Source organism: Vibrio sp. 10N.247.311.13 (genome assembly GCF_041467595.1).
GTDB lineage: Bacteria > Pseudomonadota > Gammaproteobacteria > Enterobacterales > Vibrionaceae > Vibrio > Vibrio crassostreae_C.
Genome location: NZ_JBFSUX010000017.1, coordinates 20,836 through 43,271, shown reverse-complemented (window position 1 = coordinate 43,271; position 22,436 = coordinate 20,836). Strand labels below are relative to the sequence as shown.

The following is a 22,436-nucleotide window of genomic DNA, read 5'->3' as shown; positions in this document are numbered from 1 at the left end:
GAGGGCATATGCAGCATCTTGTTTTTGTCTATGGAACCTTGAGGCAAGGTCAGTCCAATCACCATTATTTGCAGGGCTGCGATTTATTAGGGCAGTTTGATACACCTAAGGAATACGCACTTTTTGATTTAGGTGCCTATCCGGCGATGATTTTGGGAAAGAAAAGTGTCGCTGGTGAGGTCTATATCATTAACGACGAAATTTTAGAGTCGCTCGATCGGCTAGAAGATGTTCCTGTTGAGTATCGTCGCGAGCAAATAGAGACTATATTTGGATTAGCATGGGTATATTTGTATCAGCTTGATCTAACAGCTAATAAAGAAATACTTTCGGGTAACTGGTGTCAGCGGAACAATGATTCCTAACTAGTTAATCACCTTACGAGACAACAAAAAGCCAGCACTGAGGTGCTGGCTTTTTAATAGCGTTAGTTTGAGAATGAAATGAGAGGGTTACTCAGGGTTCAGCTCAAGAAACTCTTCTACTTTACGTACCATTTTTGTTGAACCAACGAAGAAAGGCACACGTTGGTGTAGCTCAGTTGGTTTGATATCCATGATACGCTGTGCACCGTCTGATGCAATACCGCCAGCTTGCTCCATAAGGAAAGCAATAGGGTTGCACTCGTAAAGCAGACGCAGTTTACCTTGAGGGTGACTTTGCGTGCTTGGGTACAAGTAGATGCCGCCTTTCAAAAGGTTACGGTGGAAATCTGATACTAGAGAACCGATGTAACGTGATGTGTAAGGGCGGTTGTCGCTTGGCTCATTTTCTTGGCAGTACTTGATGTACTTCTTAACACCCGTAGGGAAGCGGATGTAATTACCTTCGTTGATTGAGTAAATCTTACCTTCGTCTGGAATCATCATGTTTTCATGAGATAGGCAGAAGGTACCCAGTGATGGGTCGTAGGTGAAGCCATTTACGCCAGCACCTGTTGTGTATACAAGCATGGTTGAAGAACCGTAAATCACGTAACCCGCGGCTACTTGCTTGTGTCCTGGCTGTAAGAAATCTTCTTGTGTTGGTGGTGTACCGATCGGTGATACTCGACGGTAGATAGAGAAAATTGTACCAACCGATACATTTACATCGATGTTTGATGAGCCATCTAGTGGATCCATCAGTACAACGTATTTTGCGTTTTTGTTGAGCTCTTTATTGAAGGCGACAGCTTCGTCTTCTTCTTCACTTGCAACACCACAAACTTGGTCACGGGCTTCTAGAGCCGCTTTAAATTTGTCGTTCGCGTAAAGGTCTAGCTTTTGCTGCTCTTCACCTTGCACGTTGTCTGTACCAACAGCGCCAGTGATGTCGACTAGGCCAGCCTTGTTGATCTCACGGTTAACAATTTTTGCAGCAAGTCGAATAGACGACAAAAGGGATGATAGATCACCGCTTGCATGGGGGAAGTCACTCTGTTTCTCAACAATGAACTCACCAAGGGTGCGCATCTCAGACATGTTATTTCCTTAAACTTCTCTCAATATTAGGGGGGATTTGAGCACTGTAGATTCGGCCTCTTGAGTGGGCTTTATTCATCTAGACGCTTACCTAAATTCTAAAGGTTAGATCTTTTTAATGGTAATGAACTAAGCGACACAGATCTCACTTACTATGTCGACTCAATTTGTTTTGCATTGCTGCTCGCTTTTAATCGCCATTTAATGATAATGAGTGCAAGCCGTTTTAATTAGGCACTGTTTATTTAGCCAAGCGTTTGGAAGCAATTTATGCATATTCATATCTTAGGAATTTGTGGCACCTTCATGGGTGGTGCTGCGGTATTGGCTCGTCAATTAGGTCACAAGGTTACGGGTAGTGACGCGAATGTTTACCCACCAATGAGCACCTTGTTAGAGTCGCAAGGGATTGAAATTATTGAAGGGTTCGACCCAAGCCAACTAGAGCCTAGGCCTGACCTGGTGGTTATCGGTAATGCGATGAGCCGTGGTAACCCATGTGTTGAGTATGTCTTGGATAACAACCTTAGATACACCTCTGGTCCACAATGGCTGCAAGAGTTCTTATTGCATGACCGCTGGGTTCTTGCGGTGTCCGGTACTCACGGTAAAACCACAACTTCCAGTATGTTGGCTTGGATCTTGGAAGACTGTGGCTATGCACCGGGCTTCTTAGTTGGCGGAGTGTTGGGTAACTTTGGTATCTCTGCTCGCCTTGGTGAAAGCATGTTCTTCGTGGTAGAAGCCGACGAATACGACAGTGCTTTTTTCGATAAACGATCTAAGTTCGTTCATTACCACCCAAGAACCTTAGTGATGAATAACCTAGAGTTCGATCATGCGGACATCTTTGACGATCTTGAAGCGATTAAGCGACAATTTCATCATTTGGTGCGTACTGTGCCAAGCAATGGTCGCATTTTCTCACCTAAGCAAGACAGCGCTATTGAAGATGTTCTAGCTCGCGGTTGCTGGAGTGAAACTGAATCGAGTGGCGAGCAAGGCGACTGGGATGCCAAGAAACTGGTCAAAGATGGCTCTCAATTTGAGGTTTACTTCCAAAATGAATGTGTTGGAACCGTAAATTGGGATTTAGTGGGCGACCACAACGTAAATAATGCTTTGATGGCGATTGCAGCTGCACGTCATGTGGGCGTGACACCTGACCTTGCTTGTGAATCACTAGCTACCTTTATTAATACTAAGCGCCGTTTGGAGTTTAAAGGCGAGGTGGCAGGTGTGTCTGTTTATGATGATTTTGCTCATCACCCAACGGCGATTGAACTTACGCTCGGCGGCTTACGTAATAAGGTCGACTCGAAAAAAATCATTGCCGTTTTAGAGCCTCGTTCCGCCACCATGAAACGTGGTGTGCATAAAGAAACCTTGGCTGATTCGCTTAAACAAGCGGATTCTACCTACTTATTCCAACCGGATAACATTGATTGGTCAGTTCAAGATGTTGCAGACGCTTGTCACCAACCGGCACACGTGAGTGATGACATGGATGCATTCGTTGCTAAAATTGTCTCAGAGGCACAAGCTGGCGACCAAATTTTGGTAATGAGTAATGGTGGCTTTGGTGGCATTCATCAAAAACTGTTGGATGGATTGGCACTCAAAGGCTAACGGCATCCACGACCTTATAATTTGAAGTAATTGAGAACATGACAAAACACGATAAAGCGATAACCCTTGCTTTCACTGGCGCATCTGGTGCGCCTTATGGCCTGCGTTTACTTGAATGCCTTTTGGCAGCCGATTATCAGGTCTACTTGCTGATTTCATCGGCAGCGCGAGTGGTATTGGCGACCGAGCATGAACTTAAGTTACCTGCTGGGCCAGATGCGGCGAAACAAGCTTTGGTTAAACATCTTGGCTGCGACCCTGAAAAGCTGGTGGTGTGTGGAAAAGATGATTGGTTCTCGCCGGTTGCCTCTGGTTCAGCAGCACCTAAACAGATGGTCGTTTGTCCATGTTCAGCGGGAAGCTTGGCTTCGATTGCTCATGGTCTATCAGATAACCTGATTGAGCGAGCAGCAGACGTAGTCATGAAAGAGCGAGGCCAATTGTTGTTGGTGGTTCGCGAGACGCCATTTTCGACGCTTCATCTCGAGAACATGCACAAACTTTCGACCATGGGCGTAACGATCATGCCTGCAGCTCCGGGTTTTTATCATCAACCCAAGTCAATTGAAGATCTGGTCGACTTTATGGTGGCGCGTATTCTAGATCACCTTGGTATCGAACAAGGTTTAGTGCCACGTTGGGGTTACGATCAACGTAATTGATCCAAACTTGATAGCTTATTGTTAAAAATCAAATTACAATTCTGAACACTCATCGGGGAGCGAACCATTCAAATAATGAATGCGAGCTGAGATCAAGCAGGTGCTTGGGACCCGTAAACCTGAACCAGATAATGCTGGCGTAGGAATTGAGTTAGGAACAACCTCTACCGTTCTCCTCCCTCAAACCTGTGCCGCTCAGACCATGGAGAGCGTCCAGTGAAATTCACATTAACTACCCTTGCTGTTACTACAGCTATTTCTTTTTCTGCCTTTGCTGCAGACAACACTTTGACTATATACACCTATGACTCTTTTGCTGCGGATTGGGGCCCTCGTCCTGCCGTTGAAAAAGCATTCGAAGAGAAGTGTGGTTGTGATGTGAATTTTGTCGCTCTAGAAGATGGCGTGTCTATTCTGAACCGTTTACGTCTTGAGGGCGGCAACAGCAAAGCCGATATCTTGCTAGGTCTCGACAACAACCTGATGGCTGAAGCGAAAGCGACGGGCTTATTGGCTGAGCATAATGTTGATACGTCATCGGTAACGCTTCCTAATGGTTGGAACGACAGCACTTTTGTACCCTATGACTTTGGCTACTTTGCTTTTGTTTACAATAAAGAGAAACTGGAAAACCCGCCGAAGAGCTTGAAAGAACTGGTTGAGCAGCGTGATGATCTTAAGGTCATCTACCAAGATCCACGTACATCAACACCAGGCCAAGGCATGATGCTTTGGATGAAATCAGTATACGGTGATGAAGCGACAGCAGCATGGAAGAAGCTTGCTCAGAAAACAGTGACTGTAACCAAAGGCTGGTCTGAAGCTTACTCTATGTTCCTAGAAGGCGAGTCGGATTTAGTGTTGTCTTATACAACGTCTCCGGCTTACCACATTATTGCTGAAAGCGATTCTAAGTATGCAGCAGCAAGCTTCGAAGAAGGGCATTACACTCAAGTGGAAGTGGCCGCTAAGGTTAAAGGCAGCAAGAACGAAAAGCTTGCTGATGAGTTTATGGCGTTTATCCTAAGTGATGAATTCCAATCGGCGATGCCAACAGGCAACTGGATGTACCCAGTGACCGATATTGAGCTTCCAAAAGGGTTCGAGCAACTTACGGTTCCTCAGAAAGCGCTAAGCTTTACGCCCGAAGAAATTGCAGCTAAGCGTAAGCCATGGATTCGTGAATGGCAGAGTGCACTTACTTTTTAATTTGCTTTTAAAAAATTAGCTTTCTAACTTTCTGTATTTAAAGGTTTGTTCGATGTTAACTGAGCGAACCATTTACGGTAAAAAATCAATCTATGATAAAGAAAACACCTAAGGTTGGGATTTGGGTAGCGATACTCATTACCGCCTTCGTGGTTTCAGCAGTTGGGGCATTGCTTAGCAATGCCCCTTCTCTTGATATCAGCCAAGTATGGTCCGATCCCTACTATTGGCATGTAACGAAATTCAGTTTTTATCAGGCGACACTCTCAACGGTGCTGAGTGTTGGCTTTGCTATACCTATTGCTCATGCGCTGTGTCGTAGACAATTTTTTGGACGCGCTTTGTTGTTAAGGCTGTTCGCGTCGACCTTAGTCCTGCCAGTGTTAGTGGGTGTATTTGGCTTACTTGCGATCTATGGCAATAGTGGTTGGTTAGCTAAGTTTTTGGCGAACTTCGATATTGAATTGCCATTTTCCATATACGGATTGAATGGTATTTTGCTGGCGCACGTTTTCTTCAACTTGCCTTATGCCAGTCGCTTACTTCTGCAAGCGTTAGATACCGTGCCTGCCGAGCAACACAAGCTTTGTGCTCACTTGGGTATGAGTCATTGGAACAAATTCAGATGGGTTGAATGGCCTCGCTTAAGACAGCAATTACCACATGTGTGTGGCTTAGTCTTCATGTTGTGTTTTACCAGCTTTGCTACCGTGATGGCGCTAGGCGGTGGACCTAAATCAACCACTATCGAGCTCGCTATTTATCAGGCGATTAAATTCGACTTTGACCTTCAAGCTGGTGCCTTGCTCGCGATATGGCAAATGCTGCTGTGTGGTGTGCTAGCGGTGAGCATTCAACGCCTATCGAAGCCTATTTCAGTGACGGCCAGTCAGCTGTCGGAAGAGAAATATTTGGTTAAGGACAGCTGGTGGTCAAAAGCTTGGGATAGCTTTTGGATCATCATAGTCTCAATGCTGGTATTGCCGCCATTAGCTATGGTTATCGTCAGTGGAATTAACTCACAGGCATTAACCGTACTCAGCAGCGAGCCGTTTTGGGCGGCGTTAATGACCTCGGTTAAAGTCGCGTCATTAGCAAGTGTTATCGCAGTTGGTATTGGTATCGCCATACTGCTGACTAGCCGAGCATGGCGTTTACAGAACAAGAATTTTCGAGCCGATAAAATCGAGCTGATTGGCACTATTATCTTAGTGACTCCGGGGCTGGTGATCAGTACGGGTATCTTCTTATTACTGCGTTCATTCACCGATGTATTCAGTTTAGCTTTCTTTGTCGTGATTGCCGTCAACAGTTTAATGGCGCTGCCTTACGTAATTAAAACCTTGGCTCAACCTATGCTGCACCTGTCTCAGCAGTATCAGTATGTGTGTGCGAGTTTAGGGATGACTGGCTTCACTCGATTCAGGCTCGTGGAATGGCGCGCATTGCGTAAGCCGATGGCGCAAGCCTTCTCGATCAGCTTTATGTTGGCGATGGGTGATTTAAGCGCGATTGCTTTGTTTGGTAGCCAAGATTTTAGAACTCTGCCTTTGTACCTATTCCAATTGTTAGGCAGCTATCAAATGGAAGCGGCGGCGGTAGTTTCTGTGAGCTTACTGTTACTGAGTGTCGGCAGTTTTAGCTTAATAGAATTCTTATTTACTCGAAGATCTAAGCTCGATGCTAAAGAATTAAGGAACCGATGATGTTAGTGATGAAAGATGTGGATTACCACTATCACAGAGAGTTGTTTAGCTTTGATTTTCAAGCTGAGCAGGGCGATATTGTTGCGCTTATGGGGCCGAGTGGTGCGGGTAAGTCTACACTGTTGGCGCTAGTTGCTGGTTTCATCGAGCCTACATCGGGTGAGATATCAGTGGCTGGGCAGTCGCTTATTGGTAAAGAAGCACATCAGCGTCCGTTGGCGATGTTGTTTCAAGAGCACAACCTGTTTGCTCACCTTACGGTGCGAGAAAATATTGGTTTAGGTCTGCATCCAGGTTTAAAGCTTACTGCAACCCAAAAGCAAGCTGTGGAGCAAGCCGCAGCGCAAGTTGGCGTCGCTGAGTATTTGGATAGGTTGCCTGAGCACTTATCCGGCGGTCAACGCCAGCGTGTTGCGTTAGCGCGTTGTTTTGTCCAACCTCATGATATTTGGCTGCTTGATGAACCTTTCTCTGCGCTTGATCCTTTGCTGCGTGAAGAGATGCTTAGCTTAGTGAAGCGATTAGCGGCAGAGCGAAATATTACGGTCTTGATGGTGACTCACCATTTAGGTGACGCACGCAGTATCGCGAATAAGTTTGTGTTTGTGGCGCTAGGTAAGGTGTTGGTTGAAGACTCGATAGAGGCACTGACGGCGGATCATCCACAGACAGAATTAAGCTCATTTGTTAAAGCGGGTGAGTGACGATTCATCACTCTTGTTTAATCTCTCTGATATTGAGTACGTAGAAAACAAAAAGACCTAGCATGCGCTAGGTCTTTTATTGTCTTACAGAATAAAGCGACAAAGATTAGTCTTCTAGCTTTAGCTCTTTTAAGATTTGGAAGATTTCACGAGAAGCCTTTGCTGGCTTGTTCGCTGATTTCTCTTTGTTAGCTTGGCGAGCTAGCTGACGAAGACGCTGACGGTCTGCTTCAGGGTACATGTCCATGACTTCTGAAATGGCAGCATCGCCTTCAGCAACAACGCGATCACGCAGTTGCTCAAGCTTGTGCAGTTCAGCGGTTGCTTGCGAGTGCTTGTTACGTACTTTATCCAAAGCCGCTTGAATTGGCTCAGGATCAACATTGCGCATTACTTTACCAATGTATTGAAGTTGACGGCGCTTCGCTTCATTTTTAAAGCGTTGTGCATCTTTAATCGCTTGTGCCAAATCTTCAGACAGAGGAAACTTGTCTAATACAGAAGGCTTCAGGGAAACAAGTTCTTCCCCCAGTTTTTGTAGCGCTTCCATGTCGGTTTTCATTTCTGTCTTACTTACCCAGATGATTTCTTCTTCTGGTTCCCATGGGGCTTTTTGGTTTTTGCGAGCCATCTTTTCTGCCTATGTCACTATCTCAAACGAATATATTGCCTATTTTAGCAAGAATCTTGGGGAGAAAGCGAAATTCTTGTTATCCTACGTAATATTGACCTAAAAAATTAGAATAGATATGGATGTAAAACAGCAAGTCGCCCAGCAAAGAGTTGAGCTAGAAGCCGCAGTAGCTAAAGCGTTGGATATGGCATCAGTGAGTGCAGACGCAGCTGAGGTCGCTATTACTAAGTCAACGGGTTTAAGTGTTTCAACACGTATGTGTGAAGTGGAAAACGTTGAATTTAATAGTGATGGTGCGCTAGGTATTACTGTTTATCGCGGCCAGAAAAAAGGCAGCGCATCTACATCTGATCTGAGTGAAAAGGCGATTGCTCAAACCGTCGCGGCCGCACTTGATATCGCTCAGTACACTTCTGAAGACCCATTTGCCGGTCCTGCGGCAAAAGAATACATGGTAAAAGAAATTCCAGATTTGGATCTTTTTCACCCTGATGAACCAAACCCTGACTATGCCGCTGAGATTGCGATTGCTGCTGAGAAGCAAGCGTTAGCTTATAGCGATAAGATCAAACAGAGTGATGGCGCAAGCTACGACAGCCACTATGGCGTTAAGGTTTATGGTAACAGCCATGGCTTACTAGCAAGCTATGCTTCTAGTCGTCATAGCACGAGCTGCTGTGTAATTGGACAAGGCGCTAACGGTGAGATGGAGCGTGACTACAGCTACACCGTTGCACGTCACCGTGACGAGCTGTGGACGCCTGAGCGTGTAGGTCAAGAAGCTGCAGAAAAGACCATTAGCCGTTTGGATGCGAAAAAGCTACCAACAGGCCAGTACCCAATTATGTTCGCTAATGATGTGGCAACTGGCTTGATTGGTCACCTTGTTATGGCGATCAGTGGCGGTAACCTTTACCGTAAGTCATCTTTCTTATTGGATCATTTAGGTCAGAAAATCCTACCTGATTGGTTCAATATCTCTGAGCGTCCTCACATCCTACGTGGTCTGGCTTCAAGCCCATTTGATAGCGAAGGTGTGTTCACTCAAGATCGTGAAATCATCACTGACGGTGTGCTAGCAACTTACCTACTAACGAGCTATGCCGCACGTAAGATGGATATGACGCCAACCGGTCATGCTGGTGGTATTCATAACTGGTTCGTTAAATCGACCGGTCAAAACTTTGAGCAGATGCTAAAAGAGTTGGGTACTGGCTTCCTAGTCACTGAAGTGATGGGCCAAGGCGTAAACACCGTAACGGGTGATTATTCACGTGGCGCTGCGGGTTTCTGGGTTGAAAACGGAGAGATCCAATACCCAGTATCAGAAGTAACAATCGCAGGTAACCTAAAAGACATGTTTACTCAGATTGTTGCGGTTGGTAATGACGTAGAAACACGTTCGCAAATTCAAACGGGTTCTATCTTGCTTGAGTCAATGAAAGTCGCAGGCGAGTAATTCAATTAACACTAATTGATTGAATTAAAAAAGGGAGCCAATGGCTCCCTTTTTGTTTTCTGTATGTCGCCAAAAATTGGCTAGCTGCTTCTGCTAACTAGATCAGTATGGTCGCTAAGCCTAGGAACACCGATAGGCCAATAACATCGGTTACTGTGGTCAGTGCCATACCGCCAGCAAGGGCTGGATCGATATTCATCTTCTTCAACATCACTGGGATAGTTACACCAGCAATACCTGCGACAATCAAGTTGGTCATCATCGCCGCTGAGATGATGCCTCCCAGTATCCAGTTACCTTTCCAAGCCACCACGATACCACCAATGATAACGGCCCATAGAACGCCGTTTAGGAAGCCGATGGCTGCCTCTTTGAGTAGCAGTTCGCGTTTGTTACTGTCACCGATATGACCGAGTGCCAAACCACGAATCACCAGAGCAACGGTTTGGTTACCCGCAACACCCCCCATCGAAGGCACGATAGTCATCAGAACCGCAATCGCTGCCATTTGATCGAGCGTTGCTTCAAACATGTTTGATACAGATGCTGCCGCCAGTGCTGCGAGTACGTTAGCACCAAGCCACACACTACGACGACGAGCAGATTTTACGACCGGTGCGAAGGTATCTTCGTCATCGTCCATACCCGCCATACTCATCATTGAGTGTTCGGCATCTTCACGGATAACATCAACCACGTCATCGATGGTGATACGACCAACAAGGTGCTGGTTACTATCGATGACAGGCGCAGAAACCCAGTTACGACGTTCAAACAGGCTCGCGATATCTGACGCACTGGTTTCTACCGCGATCGCTTCGTCGGCATCATCCATCACTTCTGAAACAGGGACATCAGGTTGAGTCGTTACTAGCGTGGTAAGTGATAGGTTACCGATAAGACGTTCTTCTTCATCAATAACATACAGAGCATCAGTTGCATCCGGCAGTTCGCCACGCATACGCATGTAGCGCAATACAACGTCAACATCGACATCACCACGAATCGTGATTACGTCGGTGTTCATGATCGCACCCGCTGAATCTTCAGGGTACGACAGGGCAGTTTCAACTAATGCACGATCGACGGAGTCCATTTGAGAAAGGACTTCGCGAGAAACATCGTCGGGTAGGCTTCGAAGTACGTACGCGACGTCATCGGTTTCCATACCTTCGGTTGCTTCTGCCAAGGTCTCAGGTGCCATTTTCGACACAAGAGCATCTTTGACGTCTTCGTTTAGTTCATCAAGAATTTCACCGTAGTCTTCAGGATCGGTGAGTTGCCAGAGTACGTCACGACTTTTGCGAGGGGAGGCTTCTAAAAGGTGTGCAATATCTTCAGGCTCCATGTCCTGAAGTTGTCGGCGTACGTGAACAAATCGGCCGTTTTCTAGGGCTTCGCTGACTTCTTGGAGGGTTTGGTGAGCTTGGTCGAATTCTAATTGCTCTGCCATATTTTCCTCCTATCTCATTATTCTAACAATGGTTGGAATAGTAACTTAATTCTGGGGCTTATTTAAATCATAAACTTAGATAGAACTAAGATTTAATATTGGTTGGTTCGTTGTTTGAGTCTTAGGCGTTGTGAGTGAAGCGTTTTCGCTACTCACCCTCATCAAACTTGTCTTCAATGAGATGACAGACGGCATCCAGTGCTTGCTGTGAATCGGTACCTGCAGCTTGAATCGTAATATGTTGCCCTTGCGCTGATTCCAGCATAAGTAACCCCATTACGCTGTCTGCTGTTGCTGTTTTATCTTCTTCGCTATGGATAGTGATGGTTGCATCAAAGCTTTGTGCAAGCTCAACCAACTTTACGGCTGCTCTAGCGTGAAGACCCAAGCGATTTTGGATCAGTACAGTTCGAGTTAATTCCATGGTTAGCCCTGTTGGTGCTTCTCTAGGGAGGCGTGTCTGATTTGAACTTGATGGCCAAGTTGCTCAAAGTACTCACCAATTTTCTGGGTTAGATAAACCGAGCGGTGTTTGCCGCCAGTACAGCCAATCGCGACCGTTAGGTAACTGCGATTGTTCTTCTCTAACATTGGTAACCACTGTTCAACAAAGCCTTGAATCTGTTGTTTGAGTTCAATCACTTCTTGATGCTGCTCTAGGAAGGAGTGAATCGGAGCATCAAGGCCTGTCATTGGTCGTAAGTCAGGTTCCCAGTGAGGGTTCGGCAAAAAGCGAACATCAAACACGTAGTCGGCATCACTTGGCAAGCCATACTTAAAACCGAAAGATTGAAAGACGATGATCAGCTCTTGCTTCTCTTTGCCTTCAACTTTAAATCGAACCTTTTCACTCAATTCGTAGAGGTTGCAGTCACTGCTGTCGATCACAATGCTGGCGTGCTCTGCGAGAGGTGTCAGAAGTGTCTTCTCTAAATCAATCGCTTGCTCAAGAGAGAGCTTTTCTTGGCCAATTGATAAAGGGTGGATTCTGCGGGTTTCGCTGTAGCGCTTAAGGAGTGTCTGCTTGCTGGCATCGAGGAACAATACATCAACATCGATGTTTGTAGCTGACTCGAGTTGCTCGAGCGTGTCGGTGACTAACTGAGGCTCTTTCGGTAGGTTACGTATATCAATACTTACCGCAACGTTTTGGTTGCTTTCGCGTACCGATTCGACAAAGTTGTTGAGCAGGTTTACTGGTAGATTATCGACACAGTAATACCCCAAGTCTTCTAGGACTCGTAACGCAACACTTTTACCGGCCCCTGATTGGCCACTAACCACGATTAATCGCATGTTATTGCTCGCAAGTTGGCACTTGAATCATGATGTCGTAAAGCTCTTGATCGCTCTGAGCATTACGCAGCTGTTTAAGAGTCTGCTTGTCGTTTAGTCGTTCTGCCATACAAGAAAGGGTTTTTAGATGCTCTTTGCATTGTTCGCTAGGAACAAGCAGGGCAAATAGTAGGTCGACAGGACGATTATCAATCGCATCAAATTCGATAGGATCTTGGCATTGCAGTAATACAGCTATCGCTTTATCACTGACATTCATACGAGCATGGGGAATCGCGATACCATTACCAATACCGGTACTGCCCATCTTCTCACGGCTCAACATACACTCAAATAGCTCTGTTGAATCTTGACCGCAGCTCTCAGCTGCTATCTGGCTGATGAGCTCAAGGGCTCTTTTTTTGCTTGTGCATTGGACTGCACTTTTGGTGCAGTCCAATGAAAGTACTTCGCTTAATTGCATGTTAGTGACTACTTAGCTTTTCTTTGTGCTTGTTGAGTTGGCGGACGAGTTTATCAACCAATGAATCAATCGCGGCATACATGCTTTCATCTGTTGCTGTCGCATGGATTTCCCCCTGATTTATATGCAGGGTAGCTTCTGCGATTTGATTGATTTTCTCAACTTTTAAAACAACCTGAACGCTATTGATATGATCAAAGAAGCGCTCAAGTTTGTCGAATTTGGTGTGAACATAGTCTTGCATTGAATCGGTAAGATCAACGTGATGGCCTTGAATATTGATTTGCATAGACTTTCCTTTTCAGTTGGTTGCCTGATCATAGTTGCTAAGTAACTAGCGACTAAATGAGCTTATAGCAGGCGTTTACGCTGACTCGATGGGGCAATGCCCAGAGACTCACGGTATTTCGCTATGGTACGTCTAGCTACCTGAATTCCTTGGTCAGCCAGTAAAGCAGCAATCTTACTATCACTTAGAGGCTTCGCGGTATTTTCCGCTGCGACAAGCTTCTTGATGAGTGCGCGAATTGCTGTAGATGAACATTCACCGCCATTGTCAGTGCTGACATGGCTTGAGAAAAAGTATTTGAGCTCGAAGATGCCACGTGGCGTATGCATGAATTTTTGAGTCGTCACACGAGAGATCGTGGATTCGTGCATATCAACAGCTAACGCAACATCATTAAGAACCATTGGCTTCATCGCTTCTTCGCCATGTTCGAAGAAATCACGCTGATGTTCAACAATGCATCGCGCAACTTTGAGTAGCGTCTCATTTCGGCTCTCTAGGCTTTTAATTAACCACTTTGCTTCTTGCAAATTTGAGCGGATGTATTGATTGTCGGCGCTGTTGCCTTTACTGCCCAGATCAGCGTACTGCTGATTCACTTTCAACTTAGGCACGCTATCAGGGTTAATGGTCACTAACCATTTGCCAAGGTCTTTGAAGACAGATACATCTGGAACCACATACTCAGTTTCATCCGGAGTAATCTTACTGCCAGGACGAGGGTCCAGCTGTTGAATCAGTTGCAAAACTTCACGTAGTTCTGCTTCTTTCAACTTGGTCTCTTTGATAACCAGTTTGTAATCGCGATTGCCGAGTTGGTCGATATGGCTAGTAAGTACTAACTTAGCTTCGTTAAGCCAAGGCGTATCTTGGGGAAAGGTTGCCAGTTGCAGTAACAAGCAATCTTGCAGGTTGACTGAACCGACACCTAGCGGATCAAACTGCTGAATTCGTTTACGTACCGCTTCAATTTCATCAAGCTCGATCTCTTCATTGTCGAAGTTTTCAAGGATGTCTTCACAAGTTACAGTGAGGTAGCCGTAGTCGTCGATGGCATCGATTAATGCAAAAGCGATGCTTCGGTCGGTGTCAGTGAATGGCGTTAAGTCGAGTTGCCAAAGTAGGTAATCGTGCAGGCTTTGAGTGGTTTCGCCTTGATAAACCGGCATGTCGTCATCAATCGCAATACCCGTGTTACCGGTGTTCGCGCTGTAGACGTCTTCCCAAGTTGTGTCGATTTCTAGTTCGTTGCCAATCTCTGATTTTTCGATTAAGTCTGAGCTATCAGGTAAGTCTTGCTCTGTGGCTTCAACAGTTTCTTTTTCGTCACTGCTAGGTTTTTCTTCCGATGTTGGCGTATCTTCATTGCCTTCTTCGACATCGAGTAGTGGGTTAGATTCAAGTGCTTCTTGAATCTCTTGCTGCAAATCTAAAGTAGACAATTGCAACAAACGAATCGCTTGCTGCAATTGAGGAGTCATTGCTAACTGTTGGCCTAGCTTAAGTTGTAATGAGGGTTTCATTCAGTGTGACTTACCTAGTTATTATTCTTAGAACTCTCGATACTCTCTATATAATCATAGACGGAATTGTTCGCCTAGATAAACTTGTTTAACTTGTTCGTTATTGAGAACATCTTCAGGAGTACCCTCAGCGATCAGGTGTCCTTGGCTTACGATGTAAGCTTTTTCACACACGTCTAATGTTTCACGAACGTTGTGGTCGGTAATCAAAACGCCCAAGCCGCGATCACGCAGGTGAACAATGATTTTTTTGATATCGATTACTGAGATCGGGTCAACACCGGCGAATGGTTCATCCAATAGAATGAACTGCGGGTTTGCTGCTAGTGCGCGAGCAATCTCAACACGACGACGCTCACCACCCGACAGAGCCATACCATTACTGGTGCGGATATGTTGGATGTGGAATTCTTCAAGCAGGTCTTCCAACTTATCTTGACGCTGTTCATTGGTCATCTCATCACGGGTTTGTAATACTGCCATGATGTTGTTCTCAACTGACAACTTACGGAAAATCGATGCTTCTTGTGGCAGATAACCGATACCAAGACGAGAGCGACTGTGCATTGGCAAGATACTGATGTCTCGGTCATCAATGCTGATGGTGCCCTCATCACGCGCAACCAGACCAACAATCATATAAAACGATGTGGTTTTACCTGCACCGTTAGGCCCAAGCAGACCAACGATCTGGCCTGACTCTACCTGCAAGCTTACATCGGTAACAACTTTGCGCTTGCTGTAGGTTTTCGCTAGGTTTTTTGCTTTAAGAACAGCCATCGTTACTTATTCACTTCCGTTGGTTGTAAAACCGTTGACACTCGTTTGTTTTCACCACTGTCAGCGACTAATTTCTGAGAACCGATCTGGTAAGTGATCTTAGAGCCGCGAATGATACTGCCATCTTGAGATAGCATCGCATTCTTGGTCATGATCAGTTTGTCGGCAACAAGCTGGTAATGCAGGTCGTCAGCTTCACCGTAGAGTGTCTTACCATCGTCAGTAAGCTGAGAGAAGGTTGCTGGCTTACCGAAGCCTTGAATTTCTTCAATCTCGCCGTTTACGGCGTTGCGGGTAACAATAACCTTATCGGCATTGATATTGATGCTGCCTTGTTTAAGGTTTACATCACCAAGAAAGGTTACTTGATTACTTTTCATATCCAATTGCTGGCTGTCTGAGTCAATGTAGACAGGTTGCTCGCTATCCGAAGAAAGGGCATAGACATTTGGTGCCGCAAGGGTCAAAGCGAATAAACTAAGGTGTAAGAGTTTCATATCTACCTTGAACAGAATTAAAGAGGGTTGCATTGTTGGTACCGAAGTTACCTTTCATTGCTTGTCCCTCAGTTTCAAAAAATGTACCGATCATATGGACCGGAGTCTCTGAATAAAAATCTCGGCTAGGCAGCTCAACAACCATTTTATCTGTGGTCATTGTATCGAAGCTGGCTTCTGGCAACAGGTTCTTTGCCACGACGTTGTCATAAAACGTGACAACTTGATTCTCATCCATAATCGCGCGATCAGCGGTGACTTGCCATTCAATCGTGTGCCCTTCACGGAATACCGAAAGAACTGGGTTTTGAAAGTGCGTATCGCCAACTACTGAGTAGTGTTCTAAATACGTCGATTCAACCTGATAGCTGCGAATACCGCTTTCGTCGTAGCTAATGTTGTTCAGGCTTTTGCCACTAAACGCGGGCAGCTCCAAATTTGGAGCCACTTGTATCGTTGATGTTTGCTCTTTGTCGTACAAGTAATAGGTCGACCAAGAGGCAATAAATATGAGTATTAAATAGATAATACGAGTAAAACTCATATGCTTAAACCTTTATGCACGTCGAGTTCATTTCTTGCTTGTAAAATAAGGTCACAGACTTCACGTACCGCGCCATGACCACCGTTAATGGTTGTCACGTAGTTTGCACGCTTTGCAAGTAGCGGGTGCCCATCTGCCACACAGACCTTCAAGCCAACTTTTTCCATTACAGGCCAGTCAATCAGATCGTCTCCGATGTAACCTGTATTTTCAGGGTTTACAGAAAGCTTATCGCAAATATCTTGGTATGCCTTAACTTTATCGTCTTGACCTTGATAAATCAGCTTAATGCCTAGAGCGGTCATACGATTCTCAACAATTTGAGATTTGCGACCCGTGATGATCGCGATTTCAATGCCTGCGTTCATCAGTGATTTGATACCGTAACCGTCACGAGTGTGGAAGGTTTTCAGCTCTTCACCGTTGTTGCCCATGTAGATGCGACCATCAGAGAAGACACCATCGACATCGCAAATCAGCAGTTTGATCTCTTTTGCAATTGCAAATACATCTGAATTAACAGTGCCGTATAGAGTTTCGACTGTCTGTGTCATTACATTACTCCTGCTTTCAGTAAGTCATGCATGTTTAACGCTCCGACTAATTTACCTTCTTGGCATAACATCAGGCCATTGATGCTCTTCGCTTGCATCAAGTTTAAGCCCTCAACCGCGAGCATGTTTGGCTCGGCTACCGTCGGGTTTAGCGTCATCACATCACCGATCTGCGTGTTATGGATATCAACGCGTTTGTCTAAGATACGGCGTAAATCACCATCGGTAAAAATACCGGCCATTTGGCCATCTTCACCAACGATTGCTGTCATGCCTAAGCCTTTCTGAGATATCTCTAGTAGAGCGTCTCTTACTAGTGCGTCGGGTGCTACAACAGGAAGTGAATCGCCTGTGTGCATGATGTCGTCGAGCTTCAACAGCAGCTGACGACCTAAAGCGCCACCAGGATGAGACAGGGCAAAGTCTTGAGCGGTGAAGCCTCGAGCCTGCAAAAGTGCAACGGCTAATGCATCACCCATGACCAAAGTCGCCGTGGTGCTTGTTGTTGGTGCTAAGCCCAGCGGACAAGCTTCTTCCGGTACTGAAATTTGTAAATGGATATCAGACAGGGTTGCCATGTTTGATGCTGGCTTGCCTGTCATGCTGATGATCTTGATGCTCAGACGCTTTAACACAGGAAATAGGCTGAGGATTTCTCCCGATTCGCCGGAGTTGGATATTGCAATCACAATATCACCAGGTTCGATCATGCCTAAGTCGCCATGCGCCGCTTCGCCTGGGTGAACAAAGAAAGCCGATGTCCCGGTACTTGCCAATGTTGCTGCGATTTTGTTGCCAATGTGGCCTGATTTACCCATGCCCATCACAACGACTTTGCCTTTGTTGTTCAGGATAAGTTCGCAAGCTTTACAAAAATCATCATTAAAATATTGGTCTAATTGAGTGAGACCTGCAACTTCGGTTTCCAAAACTTGTTTTGCAACGCTGCGGTAATCAAATGGCTGAGACATCAAATACTCCAAGTACGGGAAGTTAAATCAACAATTAAGCCGACATGTTCATTAATAGGTAACTTTGGTAGGCCACGAACGTCACAATTAACACGCCGCCTTCAATACGATTCACACTACGAGATTTTCCTAGTGCCATCACAACAAGTAGTAGCGATACGCCTAGCATTACCCAGAAGTCACGACCCATAGCGAACTCGCTCAAGATCGAAGGGTTTAGGATGCCCGGGATACCCATAACAGCAAGGATGTTGAATACGTTTGAACCAATGATATTACCTACAGCCATATCATCTTCACCCTTCATAACGCCGGCTAGTGATGCTGCAAGTTCAGGAAGGCTAGTACCAACAGCAATGATGGTTAAACCAATGACAAGGTCGCTCATGCCGAAGAACTTCGCGATGATCACAGCGTTATCTACCAGCATATCAGCAGCTAAAGGTAGGACGATTAGACCAATCACGACCCACATTGCAGCCTTAGGGTTACTTACGCCTTCAGGGATCTCTGATTCTTGCTCATCAAGGAAAGCATCGCCGTTCTTTTTCTCGCTGCGGCTGATTTGCAACATAGCAAACAAAAACGCGGCAAAAAGAACAAACAACAACACGCCTTCATAGAAGCCTAAATGGTTATCCCACAATAGGGCGCCCGCTAGCAGAGTGACACCGATCATTAATGGTAGTTCACGACGAATCACGCCTGAGCTAATCGATAACGGCTTGATAAGGGCTGTAATACCTAAAATCAGCGCGATGTTGGCGATGTTAGAGCCCAGTACGTTGCCTACAGCTGTATCTGTTTTGCCATCAAGGGCTGCTGTCGCAGAAACCATCATTTCAGGAGCCGAAGACCCCATTGCTAAGATCGTCATACCGATAACTAGTGGTGAAATACCGAAGTTGCGAGCAAGAGCAGCGGCACCGTAAACCAGCTTATCTGCACTCCACACCAAAAAACCTAGACCGATAATAAGAAACGCAATCGCTTCAAGCATGATGATTCCTAAAAAATTAATAAAAACGGAGAATTAACCGCTAATTTTGACCTGTTGCTAGATAAAAGGGAAGTCACTCGGCAAATTAATTACCAGTTAGCAGGCAAGAAAGAGAGATCAATAGATAATTTCCTAATGCTTTCAAATCCCTGCATAGATTCCTGTTTAATATGAATTAATTGAACAGTGCTTTTAATTCTAAAGTAGACTCATTATTATTGCAGCCATAATTGGCGTTTTTTAAAGCAAGGAAACAACAAAAATATGTTGAACACTGAGCTTGTGAAAGTTAAGAACCTCAGCTTCTCACGTGGTGAGCGCGTTATCTTTGATGACATCAGTTTAGAGGTGCCTCAAGGCAAGATAACCGCCATCATGGGGCCGTCTGGGATTGGCAAAACGACTTTACTGCGTTTGATTGGTGGGCAACTGCCGCCAGATGAAGGCGAAATTTGGTTTGATGGTGACAATATCCCTGCATTATCACGTCGAAAGCTATATCAAGCACGTAAGAAAATGAGCATGCTATTCCAATCGGGTGCGCTTTTTACGGATCTCAATGTCTTTGATAATGTGGCGTTTCCGCTGCGAGAGCACACTGAACTTAATGAAAAATTCATTCGTACCATCGTATTACTTAAGCTTGAAGCGGTAGGATTACGTGGTGCTGCGCAATTGATGCCGAGTGAGTTGTCTGGCGGAATGGCTAGGCGTGCCGCACTGGCGCGCGCAATCGCACTGGATCCAGAACTTATCATGTACGATGAGCCGTTTGTTGGCCAAGATCCCATCACCATGGGCGTATTGGTTGAATTGATACGAAATCTCAATCAAGCCTTGGGCTTAACCTCGATTGTTGTTTCTCACGATGTGCCAGAGGTGATGAGTATTGCTGATTGGGTTTACCTCATGGCAGATAGCAAGATTATTGCCGCTGGAACACCTGATGAGTTGTACAACAATAACGATCCGAGAGTGCAGCAATTTTTGCAAGGCGAAGCCGATGGTCCAGTACCATTTAGATTCCCTGCGAAGAGCTTAGAAAAGGATTTGTTTTAATATGATTGTTAAAACTATTGCGGGTGTCGGTAAGCGTACACTTGCGAGCTGTGAGTCATTTGGTCGAGCAAGCCTGATGTTATTTGGGGCTTTGTTTGGCATCCCGCGACTAAAAAACTTCCCCTTATTAGTAAAACAACTTTATAGCGTTGGCGTTCAGTCATTGGCTATTATTTTAGTTTCGGGTCTGTTTATCGGCATGGTGCTCAGCCTGCAGGGCTATGTCGTGTTAATTGACTACGGTGCTGAGGGAAACCTTGGTCAAATGGTCGCGCTTTCACTGTTGCGTGAGTTGGGGCCTGTGGTGACTGCGTTATTATTTGCAGGTCGAGCCGGTTCAGCACTCACGGCAGAGATTGGGTTAATGAAGGCAACAGAGCAGATCTCAAGCCTTGAGATGATGGCCGTTGACCCTCTTAAACGCATTATTGCACCACGTCTTTGGGCCGGGCTTATCTCAATGCCATTGCTTGCTATGATTTTTATGGCGGTAGGTATTTGGGGCGGTCAACTGGTTGGTGTTGATTGGAAAGGCATTGATCACGGCAGTTTCTGGTCTGCGATGCAGTCTTCAGTAGAACTTGGCCGAGATATTGGTAACAGCATGATCAAATGTATGGTCTTCGCTATCACCGTAACTTGGATCGCACTTTTCAATGGTTATGACGCAGTACCGACTTCAGAAGGTATCAGTCAGGCAACCACACGCACTGTAGTGCACTCTTCTCTAGCGGTACTAGGGCTAGATTTTGTTCTTACCGCATTGATGTTTGGGAATTAATCATGCAACAAACTCGAAAATTAGAATTATGGGTCGGCACCTTTGTTATTGCCGGAATTTGCGCAATCTTAATCATGATCTTTCAAGTCGCTGACGTAAAAGGCATAGGTTCGAACCATACTTACAATCTAAAAGCGACCTTTGACAACATTGGCAGCCTAAAAGTTCGTTCTCCAGTGAAAGTGGGTGGCGTCGTTGTTGGACGAGTTAAAAGCATTGAGCTTGATACCGAGAGCTACCTTCCTGTCGTTGAACTGTCTATTGACGGGAAGTACTCACAATTTCCAGATACCTCTAGTGCTCAAATTTTAACATCTGGCTTAATTGGTGAGCAGTACATTAGTCTGGTTCCAGGCTTCATTTTTGATGATGAAGAGATGTTGGTCGATGGTGATTCAATTGAAGACACTAAGTCAGCATTGGTACTAGAAGATTTGATTGGCCAAGTGCTGTATAGCGTTGGTGGTTCTAATGACAGCGAAGCTAAGGAATAAGATAATGTTGAAAACTATTAGTTATTTAAAAGCTATTGGTTACTTGAAATCAATGTTTATGGCGGCAATGGCGTTGCTTATTTCTACCCAAGCCTTTGCTGCAGAATCGATTGACCGTACTCAGCCTTACCAGATGATGACTCAAGTTGCCGAAGTGGCATTTGAGCGTTTGAAGAGTGAACAAGACAACATCCACCAAGATCCAGAGTTATTGAAGGTCATCGTGGAAGAAGAGTTGATGCCTTATGTGAATGCACAATATGCAGCTCTTAAGTTACTTGGACCAAACTTGAAAGGCGCGGATAGAAAAGACGTGGGCGTGTTTATCGATTCATTCCGTAAATACCTTGTTTCTTCTTATGCCCAAGTGCTGACTCAATACACAGATCAGACGATTGAATTTGGTCCAGAACCAAAAATCAAAGCGGATAGCCGCATTACCAGTATCAAGGTCGACATCATTGATACGCCGCGACCAAACATTAAGCTTGAATTTAAGTTACGCAAAGATAAGAAGTCAGGCGAATGGAAGGCATTCGATATGGTTGCGGAAGGTATTAGTCTATTATCAAGCAAGCAGTCAGAGTGGAATACGAAAATTCGTCAAGAAGGCATCTTACAAGTTGCTGACGAACTAGAGAAATTGGCAGCGCAGCCCATTCGTTTTGAGAGCAACAAATAATGAGCCATTCTCAATGGCAAGCACTAAGCTCTAAAGAGTATCAGCTGCTCGGTGATATCGACCGAGACAGCGTTCCTGCAATCTGGCGAATATTGGAAAAGTGGCAAACAACGGAATCGAGCGTTGAAATTGACCTTAGCCATATAAATCGAGTCGATTCAGCAGGAATGGTGATGCTAATTCACTTATTAGAGCATGCAAAAAATCAAAACTGTCATATAATGCTCAGTTTCGTGCCAGAACAATTACGAACGTTGTTCCAATTGAGCAATATCCAGCCAATGATGGCAGAACACATAAAAAATTAGGCAGGAGCTATTTGTGGACAGCACAAAAGTACAAGAATTATTAGCAGAAGCACTGAACCTTCAGGAAATTTTCGTGAAAGGGGAAGGCAGTCATTACGAAGTTGTTGCGGTTGATCCATGTTTTGACGGCATGAATCGAGTTAAGAAGCAGCAACTAATCTACGGCCCACTAATGGAATACATTCAACGCAATGACATCCATGCTCTTTCTATTAAGGCTTTCACGCCGGAAGAGTGGGAACGTGATAAGAAACTGATGTCACTTTAAGGTTTATG

Annotated in this window: 27 protein-coding genes and 1 riboswitch; of the genes, 13 read left to right on the top strand and 14 right to left on the bottom strand. The window is 45.2% G+C overall.

Translation table 11 applies throughout. The features are described 5' to 3' along the window. The first annotated feature begins 8 nt into the window (after positions 1-8). A complete protein-coding gene (locus AB6E52_RS09705) occupies positions 9-365 on the top strand; it encodes a gamma-glutamylcyclotransferase (protein WP_017069403.1) in 357 nt (118 codons plus the stop codon). 87 nt (positions 366-452) lie between these two features. Here AB6E52_RS09705 and fbp read toward each other — a convergent pair whose 3' ends face one another. Then, positions 453-1,463 (bottom strand): class 1 fructose-bisphosphatase, encoded by a 1,011-nt coding sequence (gene fbp / locus AB6E52_RS09700; RefSeq protein WP_017063728.1) that lies wholly within the window; start codon positions 1,461-1,463, stop codon positions 453-455. 270 nt (positions 1,464-1,733) lie between these two features. Between fbp and mpl the strand changes: the two genes are divergently transcribed. From mpl to thiQ, 5 genes are all read left to right on the top strand, one after another. After that, positions 1,734-3,092, top strand: a complete 1,359-nt coding sequence (gene mpl / locus AB6E52_RS09695; RefSeq protein WP_017071296.1) for a UDP-N-acetylmuramate:L-alanyl-gamma-D-glutamyl-meso-diaminopimelate ligase — start codon at positions 1,734-1,736, stop codon at positions 3,090-3,092. 38 nt (positions 3,093-3,130) lie between these two features. Next, the gene (locus AB6E52_RS09690) at positions 3,131-3,754 is read left to right on the top strand and encodes a flavin prenyltransferase UbiX (protein WP_016787846.1); all 624 of its coding nucleotides are present in this window, start codon (positions 3,131-3,133) and stop codon (positions 3,752-3,754) included. 43 nt (positions 3,755-3,797) lie between these two features. After that, a riboswitch (TPP riboswitch) is annotated at positions 3,798-3,917 on the top strand. Positions 3,918-3,970: 53 nt separating this feature from the next. Further along, positions 3,971-4,963 carry a thiamine ABC transporter substrate binding subunit gene (gene thiB, locus AB6E52_RS09685; protein ID WP_102320274.1) on the top strand — a complete coding sequence of 331 codons (993 nt, stop codon included), beginning with the start codon at positions 3,971-3,973 and terminating at the stop codon, positions 4,961-4,963. A gap of 92 nt (positions 4,964-5,055) precedes the next feature. Then, the gene (thiP, locus tag AB6E52_RS09680; RefSeq protein WP_170967441.1) at positions 5,056-6,669 is read left to right on the top strand and encodes a thiamine/thiamine pyrophosphate ABC transporter permease ThiP; all 1,614 of its coding nucleotides are present in this window, start codon (positions 5,056-5,058) and stop codon (positions 6,667-6,669) included. Beyond that, a complete protein-coding gene (gene thiQ / locus AB6E52_RS09675; RefSeq protein ID WP_017071293.1) occupies positions 6,669-7,373 on the top strand; it encodes a thiamine ABC transporter ATP-binding protein in 705 nt (234 codons plus the stop codon). The genes thiP and thiQ overlap by 1 nt, the downstream gene beginning before the upstream one ends. 106 nt (positions 7,374-7,479) lie before the next feature. Here the strand turns inward: thiQ and yjgA are convergent, their stop codons facing one another. Continuing rightward, the gene (yjgA, locus tag AB6E52_RS09670) at positions 7,480-8,004 is read right to left on the bottom strand and encodes a ribosome biogenesis factor YjgA (RefSeq protein ID WP_017069408.1); all 525 of its coding nucleotides are present in this window, start codon (positions 8,002-8,004) and stop codon (positions 7,480-7,482) included. Positions 8,005-8,122: 118 nt separating this feature from the next. On the opposite strand from yjgA, the gene pmbA reads away from it, so the two are divergent. After that, positions 8,123-9,466: a metalloprotease PmbA gene (pmbA, locus tag AB6E52_RS09665; RefSeq protein WP_017058910.1), complete on the top strand. Its 1,344-nt coding sequence runs from the start codon at positions 8,123-8,125 to the stop codon at positions 9,464-9,466. 97 nt (positions 9,467-9,563) lie between these two features. Here the strand turns inward: pmbA and mgtE are convergent, their stop codons facing one another. The 12 genes from mgtE to AB6E52_RS09605 all read right to left on the bottom strand — a co-directional run bounded on the left by mgtE (position 9,564) and on the right by AB6E52_RS09605 (position 18,836). Beyond that, the gene (gene mgtE / locus AB6E52_RS09660) at positions 9,564-10,919 is read right to left on the bottom strand and encodes a magnesium transporter (protein WP_017058911.1); all 1,356 of its coding nucleotides are present in this window, start codon (positions 10,917-10,919) and stop codon (positions 9,564-9,566) included. Positions 10,920-11,067: 148 nt separating this feature from the next. Further along, on the bottom strand, positions 11,068-11,343 hold the full coding sequence (locus AB6E52_RS09655; protein ID WP_017066670.1) for an HPr family phosphocarrier protein: 276 nt from the start codon (positions 11,341-11,343) through the stop codon (positions 11,068-11,070). 2 nt (positions 11,344-11,345) lie between these two features. Continuing rightward, entirely contained in the window at positions 11,346-12,215 is an 870-nt protein-coding gene (gene rapZ, locus AB6E52_RS09650) for an RNase adapter RapZ (RefSeq protein WP_102320273.1), read from the bottom strand. A gap of 1 nt (position 12,216) precedes the next feature. Next, positions 12,217-12,678: a PTS IIA-like nitrogen regulatory protein PtsN gene (ptsN, locus tag AB6E52_RS09645; protein WP_004738707.1), complete on the bottom strand. Its 462-nt coding sequence runs from the start codon at positions 12,676-12,678 to the stop codon at positions 12,217-12,219. Position 12,679: 1 nt separating this feature from the next. Continuing rightward, positions 12,680-12,967, bottom strand: a complete 288-nt coding sequence (hpf, locus tag AB6E52_RS09640) for a ribosome hibernation promoting factor (protein ID WP_009847742.1) — start codon at positions 12,965-12,967, stop codon at positions 12,680-12,682. A 62-nt stretch (positions 12,968-13,029) separates the two neighbouring features. Then, positions 13,030-14,490 (bottom strand): RNA polymerase factor sigma-54, encoded by a 1,461-nt coding sequence (locus AB6E52_RS09635; protein ID WP_017058913.1) that lies wholly within the window; start codon positions 14,488-14,490, stop codon positions 13,030-13,032. Positions 14,491-14,544: 54 nt separating this feature from the next. After that, a complete protein-coding gene (gene lptB / locus AB6E52_RS09630) occupies positions 14,545-15,270 on the bottom strand; it encodes an LPS export ABC transporter ATP-binding protein (RefSeq protein WP_004735304.1) in 726 nt (241 codons plus the stop codon). Between the two features lie 2 nt (positions 15,271-15,272). After that, positions 15,273-15,767, bottom strand: a complete 495-nt coding sequence (gene lptA / locus AB6E52_RS09625; protein ID WP_004735305.1) for a lipopolysaccharide transport periplasmic protein LptA — start codon at positions 15,765-15,767, stop codon at positions 15,273-15,275. After that, positions 15,748-16,311, bottom strand: a complete 564-nt coding sequence (lptC, locus tag AB6E52_RS09620) for an LPS export ABC transporter periplasmic protein LptC (protein WP_004735306.1) — start codon at positions 16,309-16,311, stop codon at positions 15,748-15,750. The genes lptA and lptC overlap by 20 nt, the downstream gene beginning before the upstream one ends. Beyond that, the gene (gene kdsC, locus AB6E52_RS09615) at positions 16,308-16,865 is read right to left on the bottom strand and encodes a 3-deoxy-manno-octulosonate-8-phosphatase KdsC (protein ID WP_017058916.1); all 558 of its coding nucleotides are present in this window, start codon (positions 16,863-16,865) and stop codon (positions 16,308-16,310) included. The genes lptC and kdsC overlap by 4 nt, the downstream gene beginning before the upstream one ends. Continuing rightward, the gene (gene kdsD / locus AB6E52_RS09610; RefSeq protein ID WP_102320272.1) at positions 16,865-17,836 is read right to left on the bottom strand and encodes an arabinose-5-phosphate isomerase KdsD; all 972 of its coding nucleotides are present in this window, start codon (positions 17,834-17,836) and stop codon (positions 16,865-16,867) included. Before kdsD ends, kdsC begins: the two co-directional genes overlap by 1 nt. A gap of 34 nt (positions 17,837-17,870) precedes the next feature. Further along, the gene (locus tag AB6E52_RS09605) at positions 17,871-18,836 is read right to left on the bottom strand and encodes a calcium/sodium antiporter (RefSeq protein WP_017063737.1); all 966 of its coding nucleotides are present in this window, start codon (positions 18,834-18,836) and stop codon (positions 17,871-17,873) included. Between the two features lie 264 nt (positions 18,837-19,100). Here AB6E52_RS09605 and mlaF point away from each other — a divergent pair, with 264 nt between their 5' ends. The 6 genes from mlaF to ibaG are packed head-to-tail and all read left to right on the top strand — an operon-like array spanning position 19,101 to position 22,428. Then, on the top strand, positions 19,101-19,895 hold the full coding sequence (gene mlaF, locus AB6E52_RS09600) for a phospholipid ABC transporter ATP-binding protein MlaF (protein WP_102320271.1): 795 nt from the start codon (positions 19,101-19,103) through the stop codon (positions 19,893-19,895). Position 19,896: 1 nt separating this feature from the next. Beyond that, positions 19,897-20,676 carry a lipid asymmetry maintenance ABC transporter permease subunit MlaE gene (gene mlaE, locus AB6E52_RS09595; protein WP_017058920.1) on the top strand — a complete coding sequence of 260 codons (780 nt, stop codon included), beginning with the start codon at positions 19,897-19,899 and terminating at the stop codon, positions 20,674-20,676. A gap of 2 nt (positions 20,677-20,678) precedes the next feature. Next, positions 20,679-21,170, top strand: a complete 492-nt coding sequence (gene mlaD, locus AB6E52_RS09590) for an outer membrane lipid asymmetry maintenance protein MlaD (RefSeq protein WP_017058921.1) — start codon at positions 20,679-20,681, stop codon at positions 21,168-21,170. Positions 21,171-21,222: 52 nt separating this feature from the next. Then, on the top strand, positions 21,223-21,852 hold the full coding sequence (locus AB6E52_RS09585) for a phospholipid-binding protein MlaC (protein ID WP_120459707.1): 630 nt from the start codon (positions 21,223-21,225) through the stop codon (positions 21,850-21,852). Continuing rightward, positions 21,852-22,160: a lipid asymmetry maintenance protein MlaB gene (locus AB6E52_RS09580; protein ID WP_004735315.1), complete on the top strand. Its 309-nt coding sequence runs from the start codon at positions 21,852-21,854 to the stop codon at positions 22,158-22,160. Before AB6E52_RS09585 ends, AB6E52_RS09580 begins: the two co-directional genes overlap by 1 nt. A gap of 13 nt (positions 22,161-22,173) precedes the next feature. Continuing rightward, positions 22,174-22,428, top strand: a complete 255-nt coding sequence (gene ibaG, locus AB6E52_RS09575) for a BolA family iron metabolism protein IbaG (RefSeq protein WP_017058924.1) — start codon at positions 22,174-22,176, stop codon at positions 22,426-22,428. Positions 22,429-22,436: the final 8 nt, after the last annotated feature.